The 16,351-nt window shown below is 73.4% G+C and carries 16 protein-coding genes; 12 read left to right on the top strand and 4 right to left on the bottom strand.

All coding sequences use genetic code 11. The features are described 5' to 3' along the window. Window positions 1-118: 118 nt before the first annotated feature. From DB033_RS19535 to DB033_RS19515, 5 genes are read left to right on the top strand one after another with little or no spacing between them, the layout of a single operon-like run. Window positions 119-1,051: an alpha/beta hydrolase gene (locus DB033_RS19535; protein ID WP_111768631.1), complete on the top strand. Its 933-nt coding sequence runs from the start codon at window positions 119-121 to the stop codon at window positions 1,049-1,051. A 36-nt stretch (window positions 1,052-1,087) separates the two neighbouring features. After that, window positions 1,088-2,146 (top strand): 2,3-butanediol dehydrogenase, encoded by a 1,059-nt coding sequence (locus DB033_RS19530; RefSeq protein WP_111768630.1) that lies wholly within the window; start codon window positions 1,088-1,090, stop codon window positions 2,144-2,146. Further along, the gene (locus tag DB033_RS19525; RefSeq protein ID WP_111768629.1) at window positions 2,136-2,903 is read left to right on the top strand and encodes an SDR family oxidoreductase; all 768 of its coding nucleotides are present in this window, start codon (window positions 2,136-2,138) and stop codon (window positions 2,901-2,903) included. Before DB033_RS19530 ends, DB033_RS19525 begins: the two co-directional genes overlap by 11 nt. Window positions 2,904-2,908: 5 nt before the next feature. Further along, on the top strand, window positions 2,909-4,111 hold the full coding sequence (locus DB033_RS19520; RefSeq protein WP_205844053.1) for an acyl-CoA dehydrogenase family protein: 1,203 nt from the start codon (window positions 2,909-2,911) through the stop codon (window positions 4,109-4,111). Continuing rightward, window positions 4,108-5,190 (top strand): phosphotransferase family protein, encoded by a 1,083-nt coding sequence (locus DB033_RS19515; protein ID WP_205844052.1) that lies wholly within the window; start codon window positions 4,108-4,110, stop codon window positions 5,188-5,190. Before DB033_RS19520 ends, DB033_RS19515 begins: the two co-directional genes overlap by 4 nt. Window positions 5,191-5,291: 101 nt before the next feature. On the opposite strand, the gene DB033_RS19510 is transcribed toward DB033_RS19515, so the two are convergent. Next, complete coding sequence (locus DB033_RS19510) at window positions 5,292-5,735, bottom strand: VOC family protein (RefSeq protein ID WP_111768626.1); 444 nt, start codon at window positions 5,733-5,735, stop codon at window positions 5,292-5,294. A gap of 66 nt (window positions 5,736-5,801) precedes the next feature. Continuing rightward, window positions 5,802-6,881 carry an SDR family oxidoreductase gene (locus DB033_RS19505; RefSeq protein WP_111768625.1) on the bottom strand — a complete coding sequence of 360 codons (1,080 nt, stop codon included), beginning with the start codon at window positions 6,879-6,881 and terminating at the stop codon, window positions 5,802-5,804. Between the two features lie 78 nt (window positions 6,882-6,959). Between DB033_RS19505 and DB033_RS19500 the strand changes: the two genes are divergently transcribed. Next, the gene (locus DB033_RS19500; RefSeq protein WP_111768624.1) at window positions 6,960-8,057 is read left to right on the top strand and encodes an alpha-hydroxy acid oxidase; all 1,098 of its coding nucleotides are present in this window, start codon (window positions 6,960-6,962) and stop codon (window positions 8,055-8,057) included. A gap of 119 nt (window positions 8,058-8,176) precedes the next feature. Next, complete coding sequence (locus DB033_RS19495; protein ID WP_111768623.1) at window positions 8,177-8,911, top strand: ANTAR domain-containing protein; 735 nt, start codon at window positions 8,177-8,179, stop codon at window positions 8,909-8,911. A 45-nt stretch (window positions 8,912-8,956) separates the two neighbouring features. Here the strand turns inward: DB033_RS19495 and DB033_RS19490 are convergent, their stop codons facing one another. Further along, entirely contained in the window at window positions 8,957-10,246 is a 1,290-nt protein-coding gene (locus DB033_RS19490; RefSeq protein WP_157970813.1) for an alpha/beta hydrolase, read from the bottom strand. Between the two features lie 651 nt (window positions 10,247-10,897). Between DB033_RS19490 and DB033_RS19485 the strand changes: the two genes are divergently transcribed. After that, entirely contained in the window at window positions 10,898-12,172 is a 1,275-nt protein-coding gene (locus DB033_RS19485; protein WP_205844051.1) for an MFS transporter, read from the top strand. Window positions 12,173-12,177: 5 nt separating this feature from the next. On the opposite strand, the gene DB033_RS19480 is transcribed toward DB033_RS19485, so the two are convergent. Next, on the bottom strand, window positions 12,178-12,891 hold the full coding sequence (locus DB033_RS19480; protein ID WP_111768621.1) for an SDR family oxidoreductase: 714 nt from the start codon (window positions 12,889-12,891) through the stop codon (window positions 12,178-12,180). Between the two features lie 98 nt (window positions 12,892-12,989). Here DB033_RS19480 and DB033_RS19475 point away from each other — a divergent pair, with 98 nt between their 5' ends. The 4 genes from DB033_RS19475 (at window position 12,990) to DB033_RS19460 (ending at window position 16,334) form a co-directional block, all read left to right on the top strand. After that, complete coding sequence (locus DB033_RS19475) at window positions 12,990-13,451, top strand: winged helix-turn-helix transcriptional regulator (RefSeq protein WP_111768620.1); 462 nt, start codon at window positions 12,990-12,992, stop codon at window positions 13,449-13,451. After that, entirely contained in the window at window positions 13,448-14,227 is a 780-nt protein-coding gene (locus DB033_RS19470) for a thioesterase family protein (protein ID WP_157970812.1), read from the top strand. Before DB033_RS19475 ends, DB033_RS19470 begins: the two co-directional genes overlap by 4 nt. Window positions 14,228-14,368: 141 nt before the next feature. Continuing rightward, entirely contained in the window at window positions 14,369-15,232 is an 864-nt protein-coding gene (locus DB033_RS19465) for an HAD hydrolase family protein (RefSeq protein WP_111768804.1), read from the top strand. 226 nt (window positions 15,233-15,458) lie between these two features. Then, on the top strand, window positions 15,459-16,334 hold the full coding sequence (locus DB033_RS19460) for a sugar phosphate isomerase/epimerase family protein (protein ID WP_111768618.1): 876 nt from the start codon (window positions 15,459-15,461) through the stop codon (window positions 16,332-16,334). The last annotated feature ends 17 nt before the right edge of the window (window positions 16,335-16,351 follow it).

Raw genomic sequence — 16,351 nt, 5'->3', positions numbered from 1 at the left:
GTTGACCCAGACTGCACACGATTGCATACTCGAACCCATCAACCGGTCGGCCGGGTCCGGTCACGCGCCGCGCGTGCCGCCGGTGGACCGACAGGGTCGCTGGATCAAGGGAGATTCCGTGCGTCGCGACATCGCGTTCCAGAGCAACGGCGACACCGTCCGGGGATGGCTGTACACCCCCGACGACGGCGAGGGACCGTTCCCCACCGTGGTGATGGCCGGTGGCTGGTGTTACGTCAAGGAGATCGTCCAGCCGCACTACGCGCAGATGTTCGCCGACCACGGCATCGCCGCGGTGCTGTTCGACTACCGCAACTTCGGCGACAGCGACGGCTCACGCCGCCAGCACATCGACCCGCACATGCAGCTCGAGGACTACCGCAACGCGATCTCCTACGCCGAGACCGTCGACGAGGTCGACAACGACCGCATCGGGGTGTGGGGGTTGTCCTACAGTGGCGGCCACTCGCTGATCCTGGCCGCCACCGATTCGCGCATCAAGTGCGCGGTGTCCCAGATCCCGGTCGTCGAGGGCTATCTCAACATGCGGCTGGCCAACGGCACGGTCAACTTCCGTCGCCTGGAGAAGGCCATCCTGGAGGCGCGGCGGCACCGTTTCGCCACCGGTGAGGACATCATGGTCCCGCACTTCACGCTGGACACCGGCAACGAGATCTCGGCCTGGCCGTTCCCCGAGGGGTACGAGGTGTTCCACACCTTCCAGCAGACGGTGGCGCCCCACTACGACTTCGACGCCACGCTGGAATCGGTGGACCTGCTGATGTCCTACGACATCCGGCCGTTCCTGCACCGCATCGTCGACACCCCGACGCTGATGATCGTGGCCGAGAACGACGACATCACCCTGTGGGACGAGGCGATCGCGGCCTACAACGCCATCCCCACGAAGAAGAAGGATCTCGTCGTCATCGACAAGTCCGACCACCTCGCGCTGTACAGCAACCAGAGCCTGCTCATCCGGTGCGCCACCGCGGCGACGCAGTGGTTCGTCGAGCGGCTCGTCCCGATCGGTCGACCCACGGCCGGCTGATCCACCCCGAACCACGATCACCTCCAGGAGAACCCCATGCGGGCAGCTGTGTTCCACGACGCCAAGGACATCAGGGTCACCGACGTCCCGGCCCCGACCGAGGTCGGCCCCGGACAGGTGCTGGTGCGTCCGTACTGGTGCGGGATCTGCGGCACCGATCTGCACGAGTACGCCGTCGGGCCGATCGTCATCCCCACCACCCCGCACCCGCTGACCGGCGCCGCCGCACCGCAGATCCTCGGCCACGAGTTCTCCGCCGAGGTGCTGGAGGTGGGCGCCGGCGTGACCAACGTCGTTGCCGGTCAACGCGTCTCGATGATGCCCATCATCGCGTGCGGCGAGTGCTACTTCTGTCGGCGGGCGCTCGGGCACCTCTGCGTGCGGATGGCCTGCGTCGGGCTGAGCCACGACTGGGGCGGAATCGCCGAGCTCGCCGTGGTCCCGGCGTCGCAGGTGTACGCGCTGCCCGACGAGGTCAGCGACATCCAGGGCGCGCTCGTCGAACCCACCGCGGTGGCGGCCTACGGGGTCGACGCGGCGGGGGTCCGTCCCGGTGACACCGTGCTCATCACCGGTGCGGGCCCGATCGGTGCGCTGGCCTCGATCTACGCCGCGTCCCTGGGGGCGCGGGTGTTCGTCTCCGAGGTCAACCCGGTGCGGCGCGAGCTGGCCCGTTCGCTGGACGTCGGTGAGGTGCTCGATCCCACGCAGGTCGACCTGACCGAGGTGCTCCACGACGCCACCGAGGGCATCGGCGTGGACGCCGTGGTGGAGTGCTCCGGCAACGAACGGGCGCTGCAGAGTGCCTTCGCCGCCGTGCGTTCCGCCGGCCGGGTCACCCAGACCGGACTGCACACCAGGCCGGCGTCCATCGACCCGATGGTCATCGCCAACCGCGAGATCACCTACAACGGCACCTGGTGCTACCCGCTGCACGACTGGCCGCGGATCATCGACCTGATCGCCCGCCGGGGCCTGCCCGTGGAGAAGGTCGTCACCGCCGAGATCGATGCGGTCGATCTGGTCGAGAAGGGCTTCGAGACCCTGTTGTCGCCCACCGGCAACGAGGTCAAGGTGCTGGTGAATGCCCGCTGACGGAGGTGCCCCCGGCCCGGTCGCCCTGGTCACCGGGGCCAGCCGCGGCATCGGCTTCGCCGTCGCCCGGCGGCTGATCGCCGACGGCGCGTCCGTCTGCGTGACCGCGCGCAAGCCGGCCGCCCTCGAGGCGGCCGTCGCCGAACTCGGGCCGCGGGCCATCGGCGTCGCCGGCAACGCCGACGACCCGGACCACCGCGCCGAGGTGCTGGACCGCATCGCGGAGTCCCACGGGCGACTGGACGTGCTGGTCAGCGCGGCGGGGATGAACCCGTGGTTCGGCCCGCTGCTGGACCTCGACCTCGCGGCGGCCCGGAAGGTGCTGGAGGTCAACGTGATCAGCGCACTCGGCTGGGTGCAGGCGGTGGCTCACCATCCGGTGCTGCGGTTCGCCGACCGCGGCGGCTCGATCGTCACGCTGTCGTCGGTGACGGCCGAGACACCCTCCGAGGGCATCGGTTTCTACGGGGTCAGCAAAGCGGCGCTGAACCAGTTGACGCGCACGCTCGCGGTCGAGCTCGGTCCCCGCGTACGGGTCAACGCCGTCGCCCCGGCCGTCGTGCGCACCGGCTTCTCCCGGGCGCTGTACGACGGGCGCGAGGCGGAGGTCGCCGCCGCGTACCCGCTGCGCCGCCTCGGCGAGCCGGACGACATCGCCGCCGCCGTGGCCTTCCTCGCCTCGGCCGAGGCCTCGTGGATCACCGGCCAGGTACTGACCCTGGACGGTGGCCTCATCACGGCCGGCGGCACCGCATGAGCGGGATGGTGACGGCTGTCGAGGACTTCGTCCGGACGACGGTCATCCCCGCGGAGCCGCGACCGGGGACGGCGTTGGACCCCGGGGTGCTGAGCGGACTGCAGGCCGCCGCCCGGGAGCGCGGGGTGTTCGCGCCGCAGGTGCCGGGGCGCTGGGGCGGCGGCGGGCTGCCGCTGCGCGACTGGTCGCCGGTGTTCCAGGCCGCCGGGTACTCACCGATCGGGCCGTCGGTGCTCAACTGCATGGCCCCCGACGAGGGCAACATGCACCTCCTCGACCAGATCGCCACCCCCGCGCAGCAGCAGCGCTACCTGGCCCCGCTCGCGGCCGGGCGGATCCGGTCCTGTTTCGCGATGACCGAGCCGCACCCGGGGGCCGGCTCTGACCCCTCGGCGTTGACGACGACCGCCGTCCGGCGCGGCGGCGACTGGGTCATCTCCGGTGAGAAGCGTTTCATCAGTGGCGCCGTCGGCGCGTCGTTCGCCATCGTCATGGCCCGCACCGACGCCGACGGTGACGCCCCGGCCGGCGCCACCATGTTCCTCGTCGACACCGACGACCCGGGGTTCCGGCTCGGCCGCCGCATCCACGCCCTGGACTCGACGATCGCCGGCGGCCACCCGCACGTCCACTTCGACGACTGCGTGGTGCCCGACGACGCGGTGCTCGGCGCCGTCGGGGAGGGCTTCCGCTACGCGCAGGTCCGGCTGGGCCCGGCCCGGCTCACCCACTGCATGCGCTGGCTGGGGCTGGCCCGCCGGTCGCTGGACATCGCGCTCGACCGGGTGCAGCGCCGCGAGCTGTTCGGCTCCCGGCTGTCCGACCTCGGCCTCGCGCAGGAGCTGATCGCGCTGTCGGTCATCGATCTCGAGACGTCGGACGCGATCATCAGCCGCACCGCGCAGCTGCTCGAGAGCGACCCGCGGGCCGGCTCGGCACTGTCGTCCGTGGCCAAGGTGCACTGCTCGGAGGCGATCTGCCGGGTCATCGACCGGGCCATGCAGCTCTGCGGCGGGGACGGTATGACCGACGCGCTGCCGCTGGCGTCCTACCTGGACGAGGTGCGACCGTTCCGCGTGTACGACGGCTCCACCGAGACGCAGAAGTGGGCGATCGCGCGGCGTGCCGTGAAGGCCCGACGGACCGCGGTGGCCGCCGGGGCGCCCGATCTCGACGCGCTCGTCGCCGCCTGCCGGGACGATTGGTGAGTTCCGTGCCCGACGGTCGCGACGTCGTCCGGACCCGTACCGAGGCCGACCGGCTGGACCGGCCGCCGCTGCTCGTGCTCGACGCGCTGGCCGCGTTCCTCGACGAGAACCACATCGGCGCCGGTGATCTCGACGTCACGCCCATCGGCGAGGGGCAGTCCAACGTCACCTTCGCGGTGCGGCGCGGCGACACCCGGGTGGTCGTCCGCCGCGGGCCGCGGCCGCCACTGCCCCGGTCGACGCACGACATGGCGCGGGAGGCGCGGGTCCAGCAGTTCGTCGCCGGCCACGGCATCCCGGTGCCACGGATCCTCGCGGTCTGCACCGACGAATCGGTGCTCGGCGTCCCGTTCTACGTCATGGAGTACCTCGACGGTCTCGTCGTCACCGACGACATCCCGGACGTGCTGTCCGCACCCGCCGCCCGGCAGTCGACCGGCTGGGCGCTCGTCGACCTCCTGGTCCGGTTGCACCGGGTGCCGGTCGACTCCCCGGCGGCGCAGGCGCTGGGCCGCCCGGTCGGGTACCTGTCCCGGCAGGTCGAACGGTTCGGCGCGTTGTGGGGCGGCAACACCACCCGTGACCTGCCGGTGGTCGGCCGGCTCGGGACCTGGCTCGCGTCGACGCTGCCCGACTCGCAGGCCGCGGCGGTGGTGCACGGCGACTACCGGATGGGCAACGTGATGTTCGCGCCCGACGGCACCGTGCGGGCCCTGCTGGACTGGGAGATGGCCACCGTCGGAGATCCGCTCGCCGACCTGGGGTACCTGGTCGCGACCTACGCGGAGCCGGGCCGGCCGTCGTCGGTGATGGAGCTCACCTCGGCCACCCGGCAGCCGGGCTACCCGTCCCGCGGCGAGCTGGTCCAGCGCTACGCCGAGGGGTCGTCGCTCGATCTCGCCGCCCTGCCCTGGTACGAGACCCTCGCACTGTGGAAGGCGGCCATCTTCTGCGAGGCCATCCACACCCGCTGGCTCAACGGCGAACGGCCCGACGACACCCGGTTCGCGCCGGCCCTCACCGCCGGGGTGCCCCGGCTGCTGGAGCTCGCGGAGGCCAGCGCCGCCCGCCTGCCCTGAACCGGCCGGTCCGCCGGGGACCGGACACCCCCGTGCCGTGGGGAGGGGAGGAAGTGCCCGCCCGGCGGGCACATCCCTCCCCGACGTCGGAAGGGGAACGTTCAGCCGGACTGCCAGATCTCCAGCTGGATGCCGTCGGGGTCGCGCAGGTAGGCCCAGGTGCTGCCGGCGAAGGCGCCGTCGGTCAGCGTGATGGGGGGTGCGTTGAACACCGCCCCCTTGGCGGTCAGGTCGTCGTAGGCGGCGGCCACGTCGTCGACCTCCAGGCACACGTGGGCTGATCCGACATCACCGTTGGTGCGGTCGAAGTCGCGCCCGGGCGGCTCGTGGTACTGCAGGAACTCGACCCGGGTGCCGCCGATCTGCACCATCGCGAACGACAGCGTCACGCCGTCGACCTGCAGGGCGCGCGAGAGAGCTTCCCCCTCACCGTGGTTGACCGGTCCCGGCTCGAGATCGAACATCCTGCCGTACCAGTCGAGCGAGCGCCGGACGTCCCGCACGGTGAGGCCGACGTGGTGCACGCCGCTGACGGTGAAACTCATGGTGTCCTCCCGGACGACGGTGTCCTGCCGAGGTGGGTGCGGCACCGGCCGGCGCCGCCGTGGGGATCAGGGGATGATGCGGGCGTCCCGGTAGCGCCGCACCTTGTCGAAGAAGCTCTCGTCGGTGGCGCGGAAGTTCAGGAAGCCGGCCTTGCGGCTCTTGGTCATGTCGGTCAGGCACTCGATGGTGCGGCCGAGGTCGCCGTCGGTGTGCCACCAGGACGCGACCTTCGACAGCCGCGGTTCCACCAGGCCCTCGCGCTCGGCGATGGCGGCCCACTGCTCGGCGGCACCGTCCATCCGTGCCTCCAGCGGGCGGGGCTCGGTGTCGAAACCCTCCCACTCCAGGCCGAAGTGGGCGGCGATGCGCGGCCACAGCCAGCGCCAGCGGAAGACGTCGCCGTTGGCGATGTTGAACGCCTCGTTCGCGCCGGCCGGGTCGGTCGACGCCCACACCAGCTGCTCCCCGAGCAGGTCCGCGTCGGTGATGTCGGTCAGCCCGTTCCACTGCTCCTCGGAGCCGGGGAAGACGAACGTCTCACCGCGCTCGCGGCACAGCGTCGCGTACACCGACAGCGTCAGGGCCATGTTCATCGCGTTGCCGGTGGCGAACCCGAACACCGTGTGGGCGCGGTGCACGCTCCAGGTGTAGCCGGACTTCTCGGCGCCGGCGAAGAGTTCGTCCTCCTGCGCGTAGTAGAAGTTGGGGTAGGGCAGCCGCGGCTCGTCCTCGTGGAACGGGGTCTCGGCCTGCACGCCCTGCCCGTAGAACTCGAAGGGCCCGAGGTAGTGCTTGAGCCCGGTGACCAGGGCGATGTGCCGCACGCTGCCCTCCGGTTCGACGGCGGCGAGCACGTTGCGCACGATCGCGCTGTTGACCTCGATGTTCTCGGCCTCGGTGTCGTGGCGCATCCAGGCGGTGATGATGACGATCTCGGGTGCCGTGCCGGCGATCGCCTCGCGCAGCGCGCCCGCGTCGAGCAGGTCGGCGGTCAGGTCGCTCATGCCCTCGACGACGTGACTGCCGCTGCGGGACAGGCCGTAGGTCTTCCAGCCGAGCTCCACGAGCTGCCGCCCGACGGACTGCCCGGTGATGCCGGTCGCGCCGATCACCAGCGCGGTGCGGCCGGTTGCGTTGTCGCTCATCGCGGACCACCCTTCTCCCTGCGCGCCGTCGCGCATGCTGAATGTACATCGACACTGAACAATAAGGAATGGTAGCCGGTGGAACTGAACACAGCAGCCGCGTCCGGATGGTTGACCGACCTGGAGACGGCCGCCGGGCGGTCGCTGCCGGACTTCGTCGCCGGTTACTTCGCGATGACCGCCGGGGGCGGCACCACCCACCGGGAGGGACTGCGGGACTGGTCGGCCTCCCGCTTCGTGCCCCGGGTGCTGTCCGGTGTGGGCAGTCCGTCCACGGCGACGACCGTCCTGGGCACCGCGGTCAACACCCCGGTGCTGCTCGGCCCGGTGGCCCAGGCGACCGCCGCGCATCCGGACGGTGAGGTCGCCGTCGCCCGCGCCGCCGCCCGGGCCGGCTCGCTGCTCGGGGTCAGCACGCACGCCGGGGTGCCGTTCGCCGACGTCGCGGCCACCGGTGCGCCGTGGTGGCTGCAGGTGTACGTGATGACCGACCGTGACCTGACCGCCGCGCTGGTCCGCCGGGCGGTGGCGGCGGGCGCCCGGGCCCTGGTGCTGACCGTCGACCTGCCGACCCTGGACACCCGGCAGGCCGCGTTCGAGCCGTCGGGCTGGCCGGACCGGGCGCTGGCCGCCCGCGGCCTCAACCTCGACGATCTCGCGGATCCGGCGGACCCCGCCTCGAAGGCCCGCCGGACGACCGCGCCCGACGTCGGGCTCGACACCGTGGGCTGGCTCGCCGGCCTCAGCGGGTTGCCGGTGGTGGTCAAGGGCGTGCTGCACCCGGACGACGCCGTCGCCGCGGTCGGGGCCGGGGCGGCCGGTGTCCTCGTCTCCACCCACGGCGGACGTGCGCTGGACCGGTCGGTCACCTCGCGGCAGGCGCTCCCGGCGGTGGTGGCCGCGTTGGACGGCTCGGGTGCGCAGACCTTCGTCGACAGTGGCCTGCGGTCGGGGGCCGACGTGTTGACGGCACTGGCACTCGGCGCCCGGGCGGTGTTCGTGGGCCGGCCACAGCTCTGGGGGCTGGCCACCGGCGGCGCGGACGGCGTCGCCGGGGTCGTCGAGGGCCTGACGAACGAACTGCGCCGGACGATGGCGATGACCGGGGTCGCCGCGGCGACGGCGGTGCCACCGGGTGTGCTGGCCGCCGGTGGGTGGCCGGGAGGGCCGCCGTGACCTGGGCCGACCCGCTGCGTGCGTAGCGACGCGGGGGGCTCGGGTATGACAACGGCATGCCGCCCCCGGGCGACTGTCGATCGCACCTCCGCGACGGCCCTCCAGACGGAAGAAACCGCGTGGACATCACCGAGGCGTTCGTCGCCGCCTACGAACGGGCGGGACACTCCGACGGCGGGCGGGCCGAGCTCCTGCCCAGCCGGTTGACCCGGGCCTGTGCCGACGTGCTGCCGGTCTCCGGTGCCGGCATGGCCCTGTTCGCCGGATCGATCCGGGTTCCGCTGGGGGCCAGCGACCCCGCCGCGGCGGACGCCGAACGGCTGCAGTTCACCACCGGCGAGGGACCCTGCATCCACGCGCACATCACCGCGTCCACCGTCCAGGTCGACGAGGCCGAGATGGCGTTGCGGTGGCCGCTGTTCCACGCCGAGCTGCTCGCCAAGACCCGGGTGCGCTCGATCGTGGCGGTGCCGCTGGGTGCGCCGCTGACCGGGCTGGGCACCGTCGACCTGTTCTACCGCGACCCGCACGACGCCTTCACCGCCGACCTCGGTGACGTCGCCGCGGTGGTGGGTCGGATGGCGACCCTGCTGCTCGACGGGGTGCCGCTGCCGACGTCGGCCGCGCCGGATCTCGTCCCGCCGCACTGGTTGAGCCGGCCGATGGAATGGCGTTCCGAGGTGGTCGTCGCCGTCGGGATGCTCAACGCCGCCCTGGACCTCACCAGCCAGGAGGCGCTGGACGTGTTGCGCGGGCACGCCTGGGCCACCGACAGCACGCTGGACGACACGGCCCACGACGTGGTCACCCGGCGGCTGTCCGCGGAGGATCTCTCGCCCGCGCACGACTGCTGACGCCGACCACCCGATGCGCCGGGCCGGCGTCCGCCGGCGGTCCGGTCAGCCGGTGAGCTGCAGGCGGGTGCCCAGCCAGTCCATCGACCCGGCGAGCGCCGCGGCCCAGAACGGCGAGTCGTGACCGCCGGGGAGCTCCAGGTACCGCGCGTCGACGCCCGCAGCCAGCGCGGCGTCCCGGACAGCCCTGGTCTGCGGTCCGTAGGTGCCGTCCCGGGCGCCCGCCGCGAACACCGCCGCGCTGCCGGCGAAGGAGCGGGTCCGCAGCACGTCCAGGGGGTTGATCCGGACGAACGCCGCCTCGTCGCCGTCGAACAGGGTGGCCACCGTGTCGGCGCGGTCGGACAGCGTCGGCTCGGTCTGACCGGAGAAGAACAGGAACGTCGGGAACTGCGCCGGGTCGTTGACGGCCAGCTGCCCGGCGCACGTCGCCCCCGCCGAGAGCCCGCCGACCGCCCACCGGGTCGGCCGCGGGTCGACCTCGAGTTCGCCGCGGATCCAGTCGGGGACGTCGCGGGTCAGGTAGGTGTAGTCGGCGCCGGCGGCCGCTGAGTCCACGCACAGCGGGTTGCCCGCCGCCGTCCCGATCCAGTCCGGGACCACCACCACCGGCGCGAGCCCGCCGTGCCGGGCGGCCCAGGCGTCCATGATCTCGGGCACGTGGCTGCCGTCGAACCAGTTGCGCGGCTCTCCCGGCTGTCCCGAGAGCAGGATCAGCACCGGCAGCAGCGGGCGGGGATCGGCCTGATAGGCGGGCGGCAGGTAGATCCAGGCCGGGCGGGCCCGGAATCCGGACACCGTGCCGGGAATGGTCGCGGTGGTCACCTCGCCGTTCGTGGCGACGGGTGCGGCGGGACGCCACGAGGCGTCCAGCGGCCCGCCGTCGGCCACCGCGGCGACCGGGACGTCGTGGCCGAGGACGGTGGAGCTGTCGACCTGGCCGGGCAGCGGTTCCCCGAACGCCGCCGCGAGCGTCGGGTAGGTGCCGAACGAGGCGTTGACCTGGATGCCGCCGCAGACCGCGACGATCAACCCCAGCGCCACACCGGCGACCCGGGCCCGCCCGCTGCGGTGCAGCAGGGCCACGGCCATCGTCACCAGGGTCATCCCCGTCCACAGGACGACCACCCACGGCAGCGGGTCGGGGAACGGATGCCACACGTGATCGGCGTAGAGGGTCACGGCCGTCGTCACGGCGAGCCCGGCCAGCACCCCCGCGGGCAGTCTGCGCCGGTACCAGGACCGCCCGCGGCCCACGGCGACGACCAGCAGTGCCGCGGCGCCCGTGACCGCACCCAGCAGCACGAACCAGCCGGCGGCGATGGACAGCCCCACGTTCCTCCGATCGTCGGCGTCCGGTCCGGACGCACCGGGATGATGGGCGCCGCGGATGTGGGCGGCCTGGGACCGCCGTCCGAGAGTGTGGTGGCCGCGCGCGTTCCGGCCGGCTGCACGGAGGTTCTTGCGCCGGCCGCGGATGACCCGCGTCACGACCGGACAACCGTCCGGGCGGGAGGACGTCCCCCTAGCGCTGGAATCGACGCCGCGGCGTCCCCTGATCGCCCCGCGATCGGGCAGCCGACCGGGATCTCCGATCCGCGCGCTGCCCCCCACACCGGTGTGTTCCCCCGGTCCTGCCGTGCTCCGGGCGGCCGTTGCGGCCGCCCGGTCGCGCGGGCCCCACCTCTGATCCCTGTTGCAGGAGTTGCCGTGTTCCCCACCCGTTCCACCGTGCGCCCCGGACGCCGTCCGCCGCACACCAATCGTGCCGTCCCCGCCCCGGCCGACCTCACACCGTCGGCCGTGACACCCGCGGCTGTGACGCCGGCGGCCGTGACGCCGGCAGCCGTGACACCGCCGGGTGCCGCGACGCCGCCGGGTGCCACGCCACCGCCGGCCGCTGCGACGGCGTCGGGACCCGCTGCGCCACCCGCCGTCGCACCTGCCGGCCCGGCCCGGCCCGGTCGTGTCACCGGCGGTGCGGCCGTGTTGGCCCTGTTCGCCTTCGACGGCTTCGTGTTCGGCACCTGGGCGGCCCGCGTGCCCGACCTCAGTGCCTCCCTGCACCTGTCCGCCGCGGCGCTGGGTGCCGTGCTGCTGTGCGTGTCGTTCGGCGCGCTGGCGACCATGCAGCTCGCGGGTCGCTGGTGCACGCGCTACGGGGCGGGTGCGGTGGGTGTCGCGGGCGGCATCCTGCTCGGGCTGTCGCTGGTGCTGCCGGGGCTCGCCGGGTCGCCCGTCGAGCTCGGTGCGGCGCTGCTCGTGTTCGGGGGTGCCACCGGCGCGGTCAACGTCGCCGCCAACAGCCTCGGTGTCCGGCTCGAGCAGGCGCGCCGCAGGCCGTTGATGCCCATGTTGCACGCCGGGGTGAGCTTCGGGGCGCTGGCCGGCGCGGTGGTCGGCGGCGGGCTGGCCATTGTCGTCGGCGTGCTGCCGCACCTGGTCCTCGTCGGTGCCGCCGGGATCGCCGTGACCTGCGCTGTCGCCCGGCCGCTGGCCGCCGTCGACCCGCTGCCGCCCGAGTCCGCCCGGCGTCCGACGGCACGCCGCGGCCGCCGGGACGCCGGGGCGGGACCTGCGGTGCCGCACCGGTTGATCGTGGTGCTGCTCGGAGCCGTCGCCGGGTGCACGGCGTTCGCCGAAGGCACGCTGACCGACTGGGCGGCGCTGCACCTGCGCACCGGCCTGGGCGCCGGTCCCGTCGTCGCCGCCGCCGGGTTCGCCGGCTTCTCGCTGGCGATGGGCATCGGCCGGCTCGGCGGGGGGTGGGCGCTGCGTCGGTTCGGTGCCCGTCGCCTGGTCGTCCGGGGCGCGGCGCTGGCGGCGGGCGCGATGCTCGTCGCCGCGCTGACCCCGTCGGTGCCGGTGGCGCTGCTGGGGTTCCTGCTGGTCGGCTTCGGCCTCGCCAACGTCTTCCCGGTGGCGCTGGCCGCCGCTGGGTCGCTGGGCGGTCCGCAGGGTGTCGCACTGGCGGCCACGGTCGGCTACACCGGCCTGCTCGGCGGACCGCCGCTCGTCGGAGTGGTCGCCGAACACCTCGGTCTGCCGGTCGCGCTGACCGCCGTCGCGCTGTTCATCGCCTGCATCGCCCTGCTGGCCCTGACCGTCCGGACGTTGTCCGCCGGTGCGGGAACGCCCGTACTCGCCGACGGGCCGGCCGGGTCCGGGTGGTCCGTCGCCACCGTGGCGGGCTGGCGGCGCGCGGTCTCCGGCGGTCTGGCCGGCTACGTGACCGACCTGCAGGTGCTGCAACGGCCGTGACCGGGTCAGACACCCGTCAGGTGCCCGTAGAGCGCGTCGACGCCACCGGCGAGGCCCTGCTGCACGCGTCGGCTGACGTCGTCGAACAGCACCTCCGAGCGGCCGTCGGCGACGGCGTCGAGCAGTGCCCGGGCGACATCGGCCGGGTCGGACTTCGGTCCGTCCACGCCGGCGGTCATGTCGGTGTCCATGTAGCCCACGTGCAGGGCGGTCACCGGCACACCGTCGGGTGCCAGCGCGAGCCGGAGGCTGTTGGTCATCGACCATTCGGCGGCCTTGGCCGCGGAGTACGCACCGCTGCCGGGCATCGAGAACCAGCTCAGCGCGGACAGCACGTTGACGACCGCCCCGCGGCGGGCGACCAGCGAGGGCCGGAACGCGCGGGTGACCTGCAGGGTGCCGAAGAAGTGCGTCTCCATCTCGCGGCGGATGTCGTCCAGCGAGCCGGTCAGCAGGTCGGCGCCGCCGGAGGTGCCCGCGTTGTTGATCAGCAGGTCGACGTCCGGGGCGGCCGCGGCCGCGGCGGCGACCGACGCCGGGTCGGTGATGTCGAGCTGCACCGGGGTCACCCCGGGAACGGTGATCCGCCCGGGCCGGCGGGCGGCGGCGTAGACCGTGGCCCCGCGGGCCAGCAGCTCCCGGACGACGGCGGCACCCAGTCCGCGGTTGGCCCCGATGACGAGGGCGGTGGTGTGGGCGAGATCGCGGGCGGTGGTCACGGTGGCTCCTGTCGACGGCGGACGCTGGCTGAACTTCTGCTCAGTCAGGCCAGTGAAGCAGCTGGCTTAACACTTCACAAGCCAGCTAGCATGGGGCGATGAGCACGTCCACCGCATCCCCGCCGGCCCCGGCCGGGTCCTGTCCGATCGCGGCCACCTTCGACGTGGTCGGACCCCGGTCGGCGTTCCTGGTGCTGCGCGAGGCGTCGTTCGGCACGCGCCGGTTCGCCGACTTCGTGGCCCGGTCCGGCCTGAGCGAGCCGATCACCGCCGGCCGGCTCCGGCAGCTGGTGGCGGAGGGGCTGCTGGAACGCCACACCTACCGCGAACCCGGGCAGCGGGCCCGCGACGAGTACACCCTCACCGCGAAAGGCCGGGCGATCGTGCCGGTGCTCATCGCGCTGCGGGAGTGGGGCGAGCGGTACGCGCTCGAGCCCGGCGAGCCGGTCGGCCGGCTCGAGCACGTCGACTGCGGTGCGGGGGTCCGGACCGGTCTGCACTGCGACGCCGGGCACGCGGTCGAGGTGACCGACGCGTCCTTCGTCCGCGGCCCCGCGTGAGCTCCGCCCCGGCCTGGACCTTCGACCCGACGTGGCGGTCCTTCAGTGCGGTGCAGGGCGGCGTGATCGTGGGCAGCCTGCTGCGCGCCGCCCGGGGTGCGGTGATGGACCGCAGCGGACGCCCCGCCGTGGTGCGGACGGCCACCGCCCATTTCCTCGAGGCGGTGCTGCCCGACGAGCCGGTCGTCCCGTCGGTCCGGTTGAACCGGCTGGGCTCGACGTCCAGCGTCCACGCCGAGGCCTGGCAGGGGGACGCGTTGCGGGCGCTCGCCCAGGTGCTTGTGACGACCGCCCGGGATCAGGACGATCCGACGCCCGTGGTGGCCGACGCCGACCTCCCGACGGGTTTCCGGACGCCGGACGACGCCGAGCCCCTCGCGGTGCCGCCGGACTTCGTGCCCTTCACCCGGCACCTGGACGTCCGCGCCGTGGGAGCGGGGCGGCCGCTCGCCGGAGGTCCCGAACCCAGGCTGACCGCCTGGATCCGGCCGCGGGACAGGGCCGCGCTGGCCGGCCCGCTGGTGCAGCTGGGCGTCGTCGCCGATGCGCTGCCGCCGAGTCTGTACGCCACCCGGACGACGCCGATCGTCCTGCCGACCGTGGAGCTGACACTGCACCTGGTGCGCGCGGTTCCGCCGGTCGGGGCGTGGTTGCGGGTCGACCAGTGGACGTCCTGGCAGGACGCCCACGTCTGCATCGACGACGCCCTGCTGCACGACGCGCAGGGACGACTGGTGGCCCGGACACGCCAGACCCGGCGGGTGCTGCGCCGCTGATCCACTCCCGACCGGCCCGCACCCGGCGGCCGCGGTGTGCGGTCCAGGCGTTCCCGCCGCGCGTCGTCGGTCCGGCGCCCGCCGACCCGGGTGGTCCTGACGCCCGTGGGGTGCACCGCCGTCCCGGTAGCGTGGGTGCACGTGACCGTCGCCCCGCATCCCGCCGCCCGGCTGATCTTCCTCGACTTCGACGGCACCTACGCCCAGCACGGACTGGTGCCGGCCGGCCAGCTCGCGGCGGTGCGGGACGCCCGGGCCGCCGGTCACCGGGTGTTCCTGTGCACCGGACGTCCGAAGTCGATGATCCCCGACGGCGTCCTCGAGGAGCTGGACGGTTTCGTGGCCGCCGCCGGGGGATACGTCGAGATCGACGGCGAGGTACTGCTGGACCGGCGGTTCCCGGCGGCGCTCGCGACCGCGGCGGTCCGGGTGCTCGACGAGCACCGCATCGCCTACCTGCTGGAGGCCCCGGAGGCGGTCTACGGCCCGCCCGGGGTCGATCGTCGGCTGGCCGATCTGCTCGGGCACCTCTCGGCCCCCCGCACGCCCGAGCGGGAGGGCCCGGCCGACATCCTCGCCACGCTGGTGATGTCGGACGATCTGTCCACCACGTCGTTCGGCAAGATCACCTATTTCGCCTCCCCGCTCCCCGGCGGCGCGCTGATCGCCCGCATCGGTGACGGGCTCGGTGTGGTGCCGAGTTCCATCCCCGACATGGGCGACACCGCAGGCGAGATCCACCTGCGCTCGGTGCACAAGGCCGTCGGCCTGCAGGTGGTCGCCGATCACCTCGGCGTCGACGTCACCCGCACCGTGGCGGCCGGCGACGGGCTCAACGATCTGGAGATGCTGGCCTTCGCCGGCGTCGGGATCGCCATCGAGGGCAGCGATCCGCGGGTCCTCGCGGCGGCCGACACGGTCGCGCCGCGACCGCGGGACGACGGCCTGCGCGTGGCCTTCACCGCACTCGGACTGCTCGACCCGCTGGGCGCCACGGCGTCCTGACCGCGGACGTCGTCGGGGTCGGCGGCCGCCGCCCGGCCCACGGACCCCTCCGGTCACGACTCGCCGGACGCCGCCGGCGCGGCGCCGCGCTGCCCGTGATTGACTGAAAGCTGCGACGGCACGGCGGGTCTCGAAGCCCGCAGAGTTTCGATGTCCGTCGCGGGGCGCCGCCGTCCGGCCGGGCTCCCGCGGGGAGCCCGCACCGTATCGACGACAGGAGACATCCATGCCCTCACTCATCGGCTGCCACGCGCTGGTCTGGACGGGGGAGTTCGACGCCGCCGGCATCACCTCCTCGGTCGAGCGCACCAAGGCCGCGGGTTTCGACCTCGTCGAGTTCCCGTTGATGGACCCGTACACCTTCGACGCCGCGACGGCCCGGAAGGCGCTCGGCGACGCCGATCTCACCGGCAGCGCCAGCCTCGGACTGCCCGAGCACGCCGACATCAGCTCCGAGGACCCGGCCGTCGTGGCAGCCGGTGTCGACCTGCTGCGCACCGCGCTGGACCGGGTCGCCGAGATGGGCGGCACGCGGCTGTGCGGGGTGCTCTACGGCTCGATGCGCAAGCACATGGCCCCGTTGTCCGAGCGGGGACGGGCCAACAGCGTGGCGGCGATCCGCGACCTGGCCGGCCGCGCCGCCGCGGTGGGTGTGCACCTGTCGCTGGAGGTGGTCAACCGTTACGAGACCAACGTCTTCAACACCGGCCGCGGCGCTCTGGCCTACCTCGACGCGGTGGCCGACACCAACGTCTCGGTCCACCTGGACACCTACCACATGAACATCGAGGAATCGGATCTGTTCCAGCCGTTCCTGGACACGAGCGAGCGGCTCGGTTACGTGCACATCGGCGAGAGCCATCGCGGCTACCTGGGTACCGGCTCCGTCGACTTCGAGAGCACCTTCCGGGCTCTCGCGCGGACCGGTTACGACGGCCCCATCGTCTTCGAGTCCTTCTCCTCGGCGGTGGTGTCGCCGACCCTGAGCAACACGCTGGGCATCTGGCGCAACCTGTGGACCGACTCCGAGGATCTCGCCGCCCACGCCAACCGCTTCATCCGCGACCACATCGCCGCGGTGCGCACCATCGACCTGCACTGAGCGGACCCGTCCGGCCC

The organism is Nakamurella deserti (assembly GCF_003260015.1).
Classification (GTDB): domain Bacteria; phylum Actinomycetota; class Actinomycetes; order Mycobacteriales; family Nakamurellaceae; genus Nakamurella; species Nakamurella deserti.
This window is presented reverse-complemented; position numbering and strand designations above follow the sequence as displayed.

Coding starts and splice junctions, on each gene's coding strand:
- DB033_RS19530 (WP_111768630.1), top strand. CDS start 1,088: ATGCGGGCAGCTGTGTTCCACGACGCCAAGGACATCAGGGTCACCGAC.
- DB033_RS19520 (WP_205844053.1), top strand. CDS start 2,909: ATGGTGACGGCTGTCGAGGACTTCGTCCGGACGACGGTCATCCCCGCG.
- DB033_RS19525 (WP_111768629.1), top strand. CDS start 2,136: ATGCCCGCTGACGGAGGTGCCCCCGGCCCGGTCGCCCTGGTCACCGGG.
- DB033_RS19460 (WP_111768618.1), top strand. CDS start 15,459: ATGCCCTCACTCATCGGCTGCCACGCGCTGGTCTGGACGGGGGAGTTC.
- DB033_RS19510 (WP_111768626.1), bottom strand. CDS start 5,735: ATGAGTTTCACCGTCAGCGGCGTGCACCACGTCGGCCTCACCGTGCGG.
- DB033_RS19475 (WP_111768620.1), top strand. CDS start 12,990: ATGAGCACGTCCACCGCATCCCCGCCGGCCCCGGCCGGGTCCTGTCCG.
- DB033_RS19505 (WP_111768625.1), bottom strand. CDS start 6,881: ATGAGCGACAACGCAACCGGCCGCACCGCGCTGGTGATCGGCGCGACC.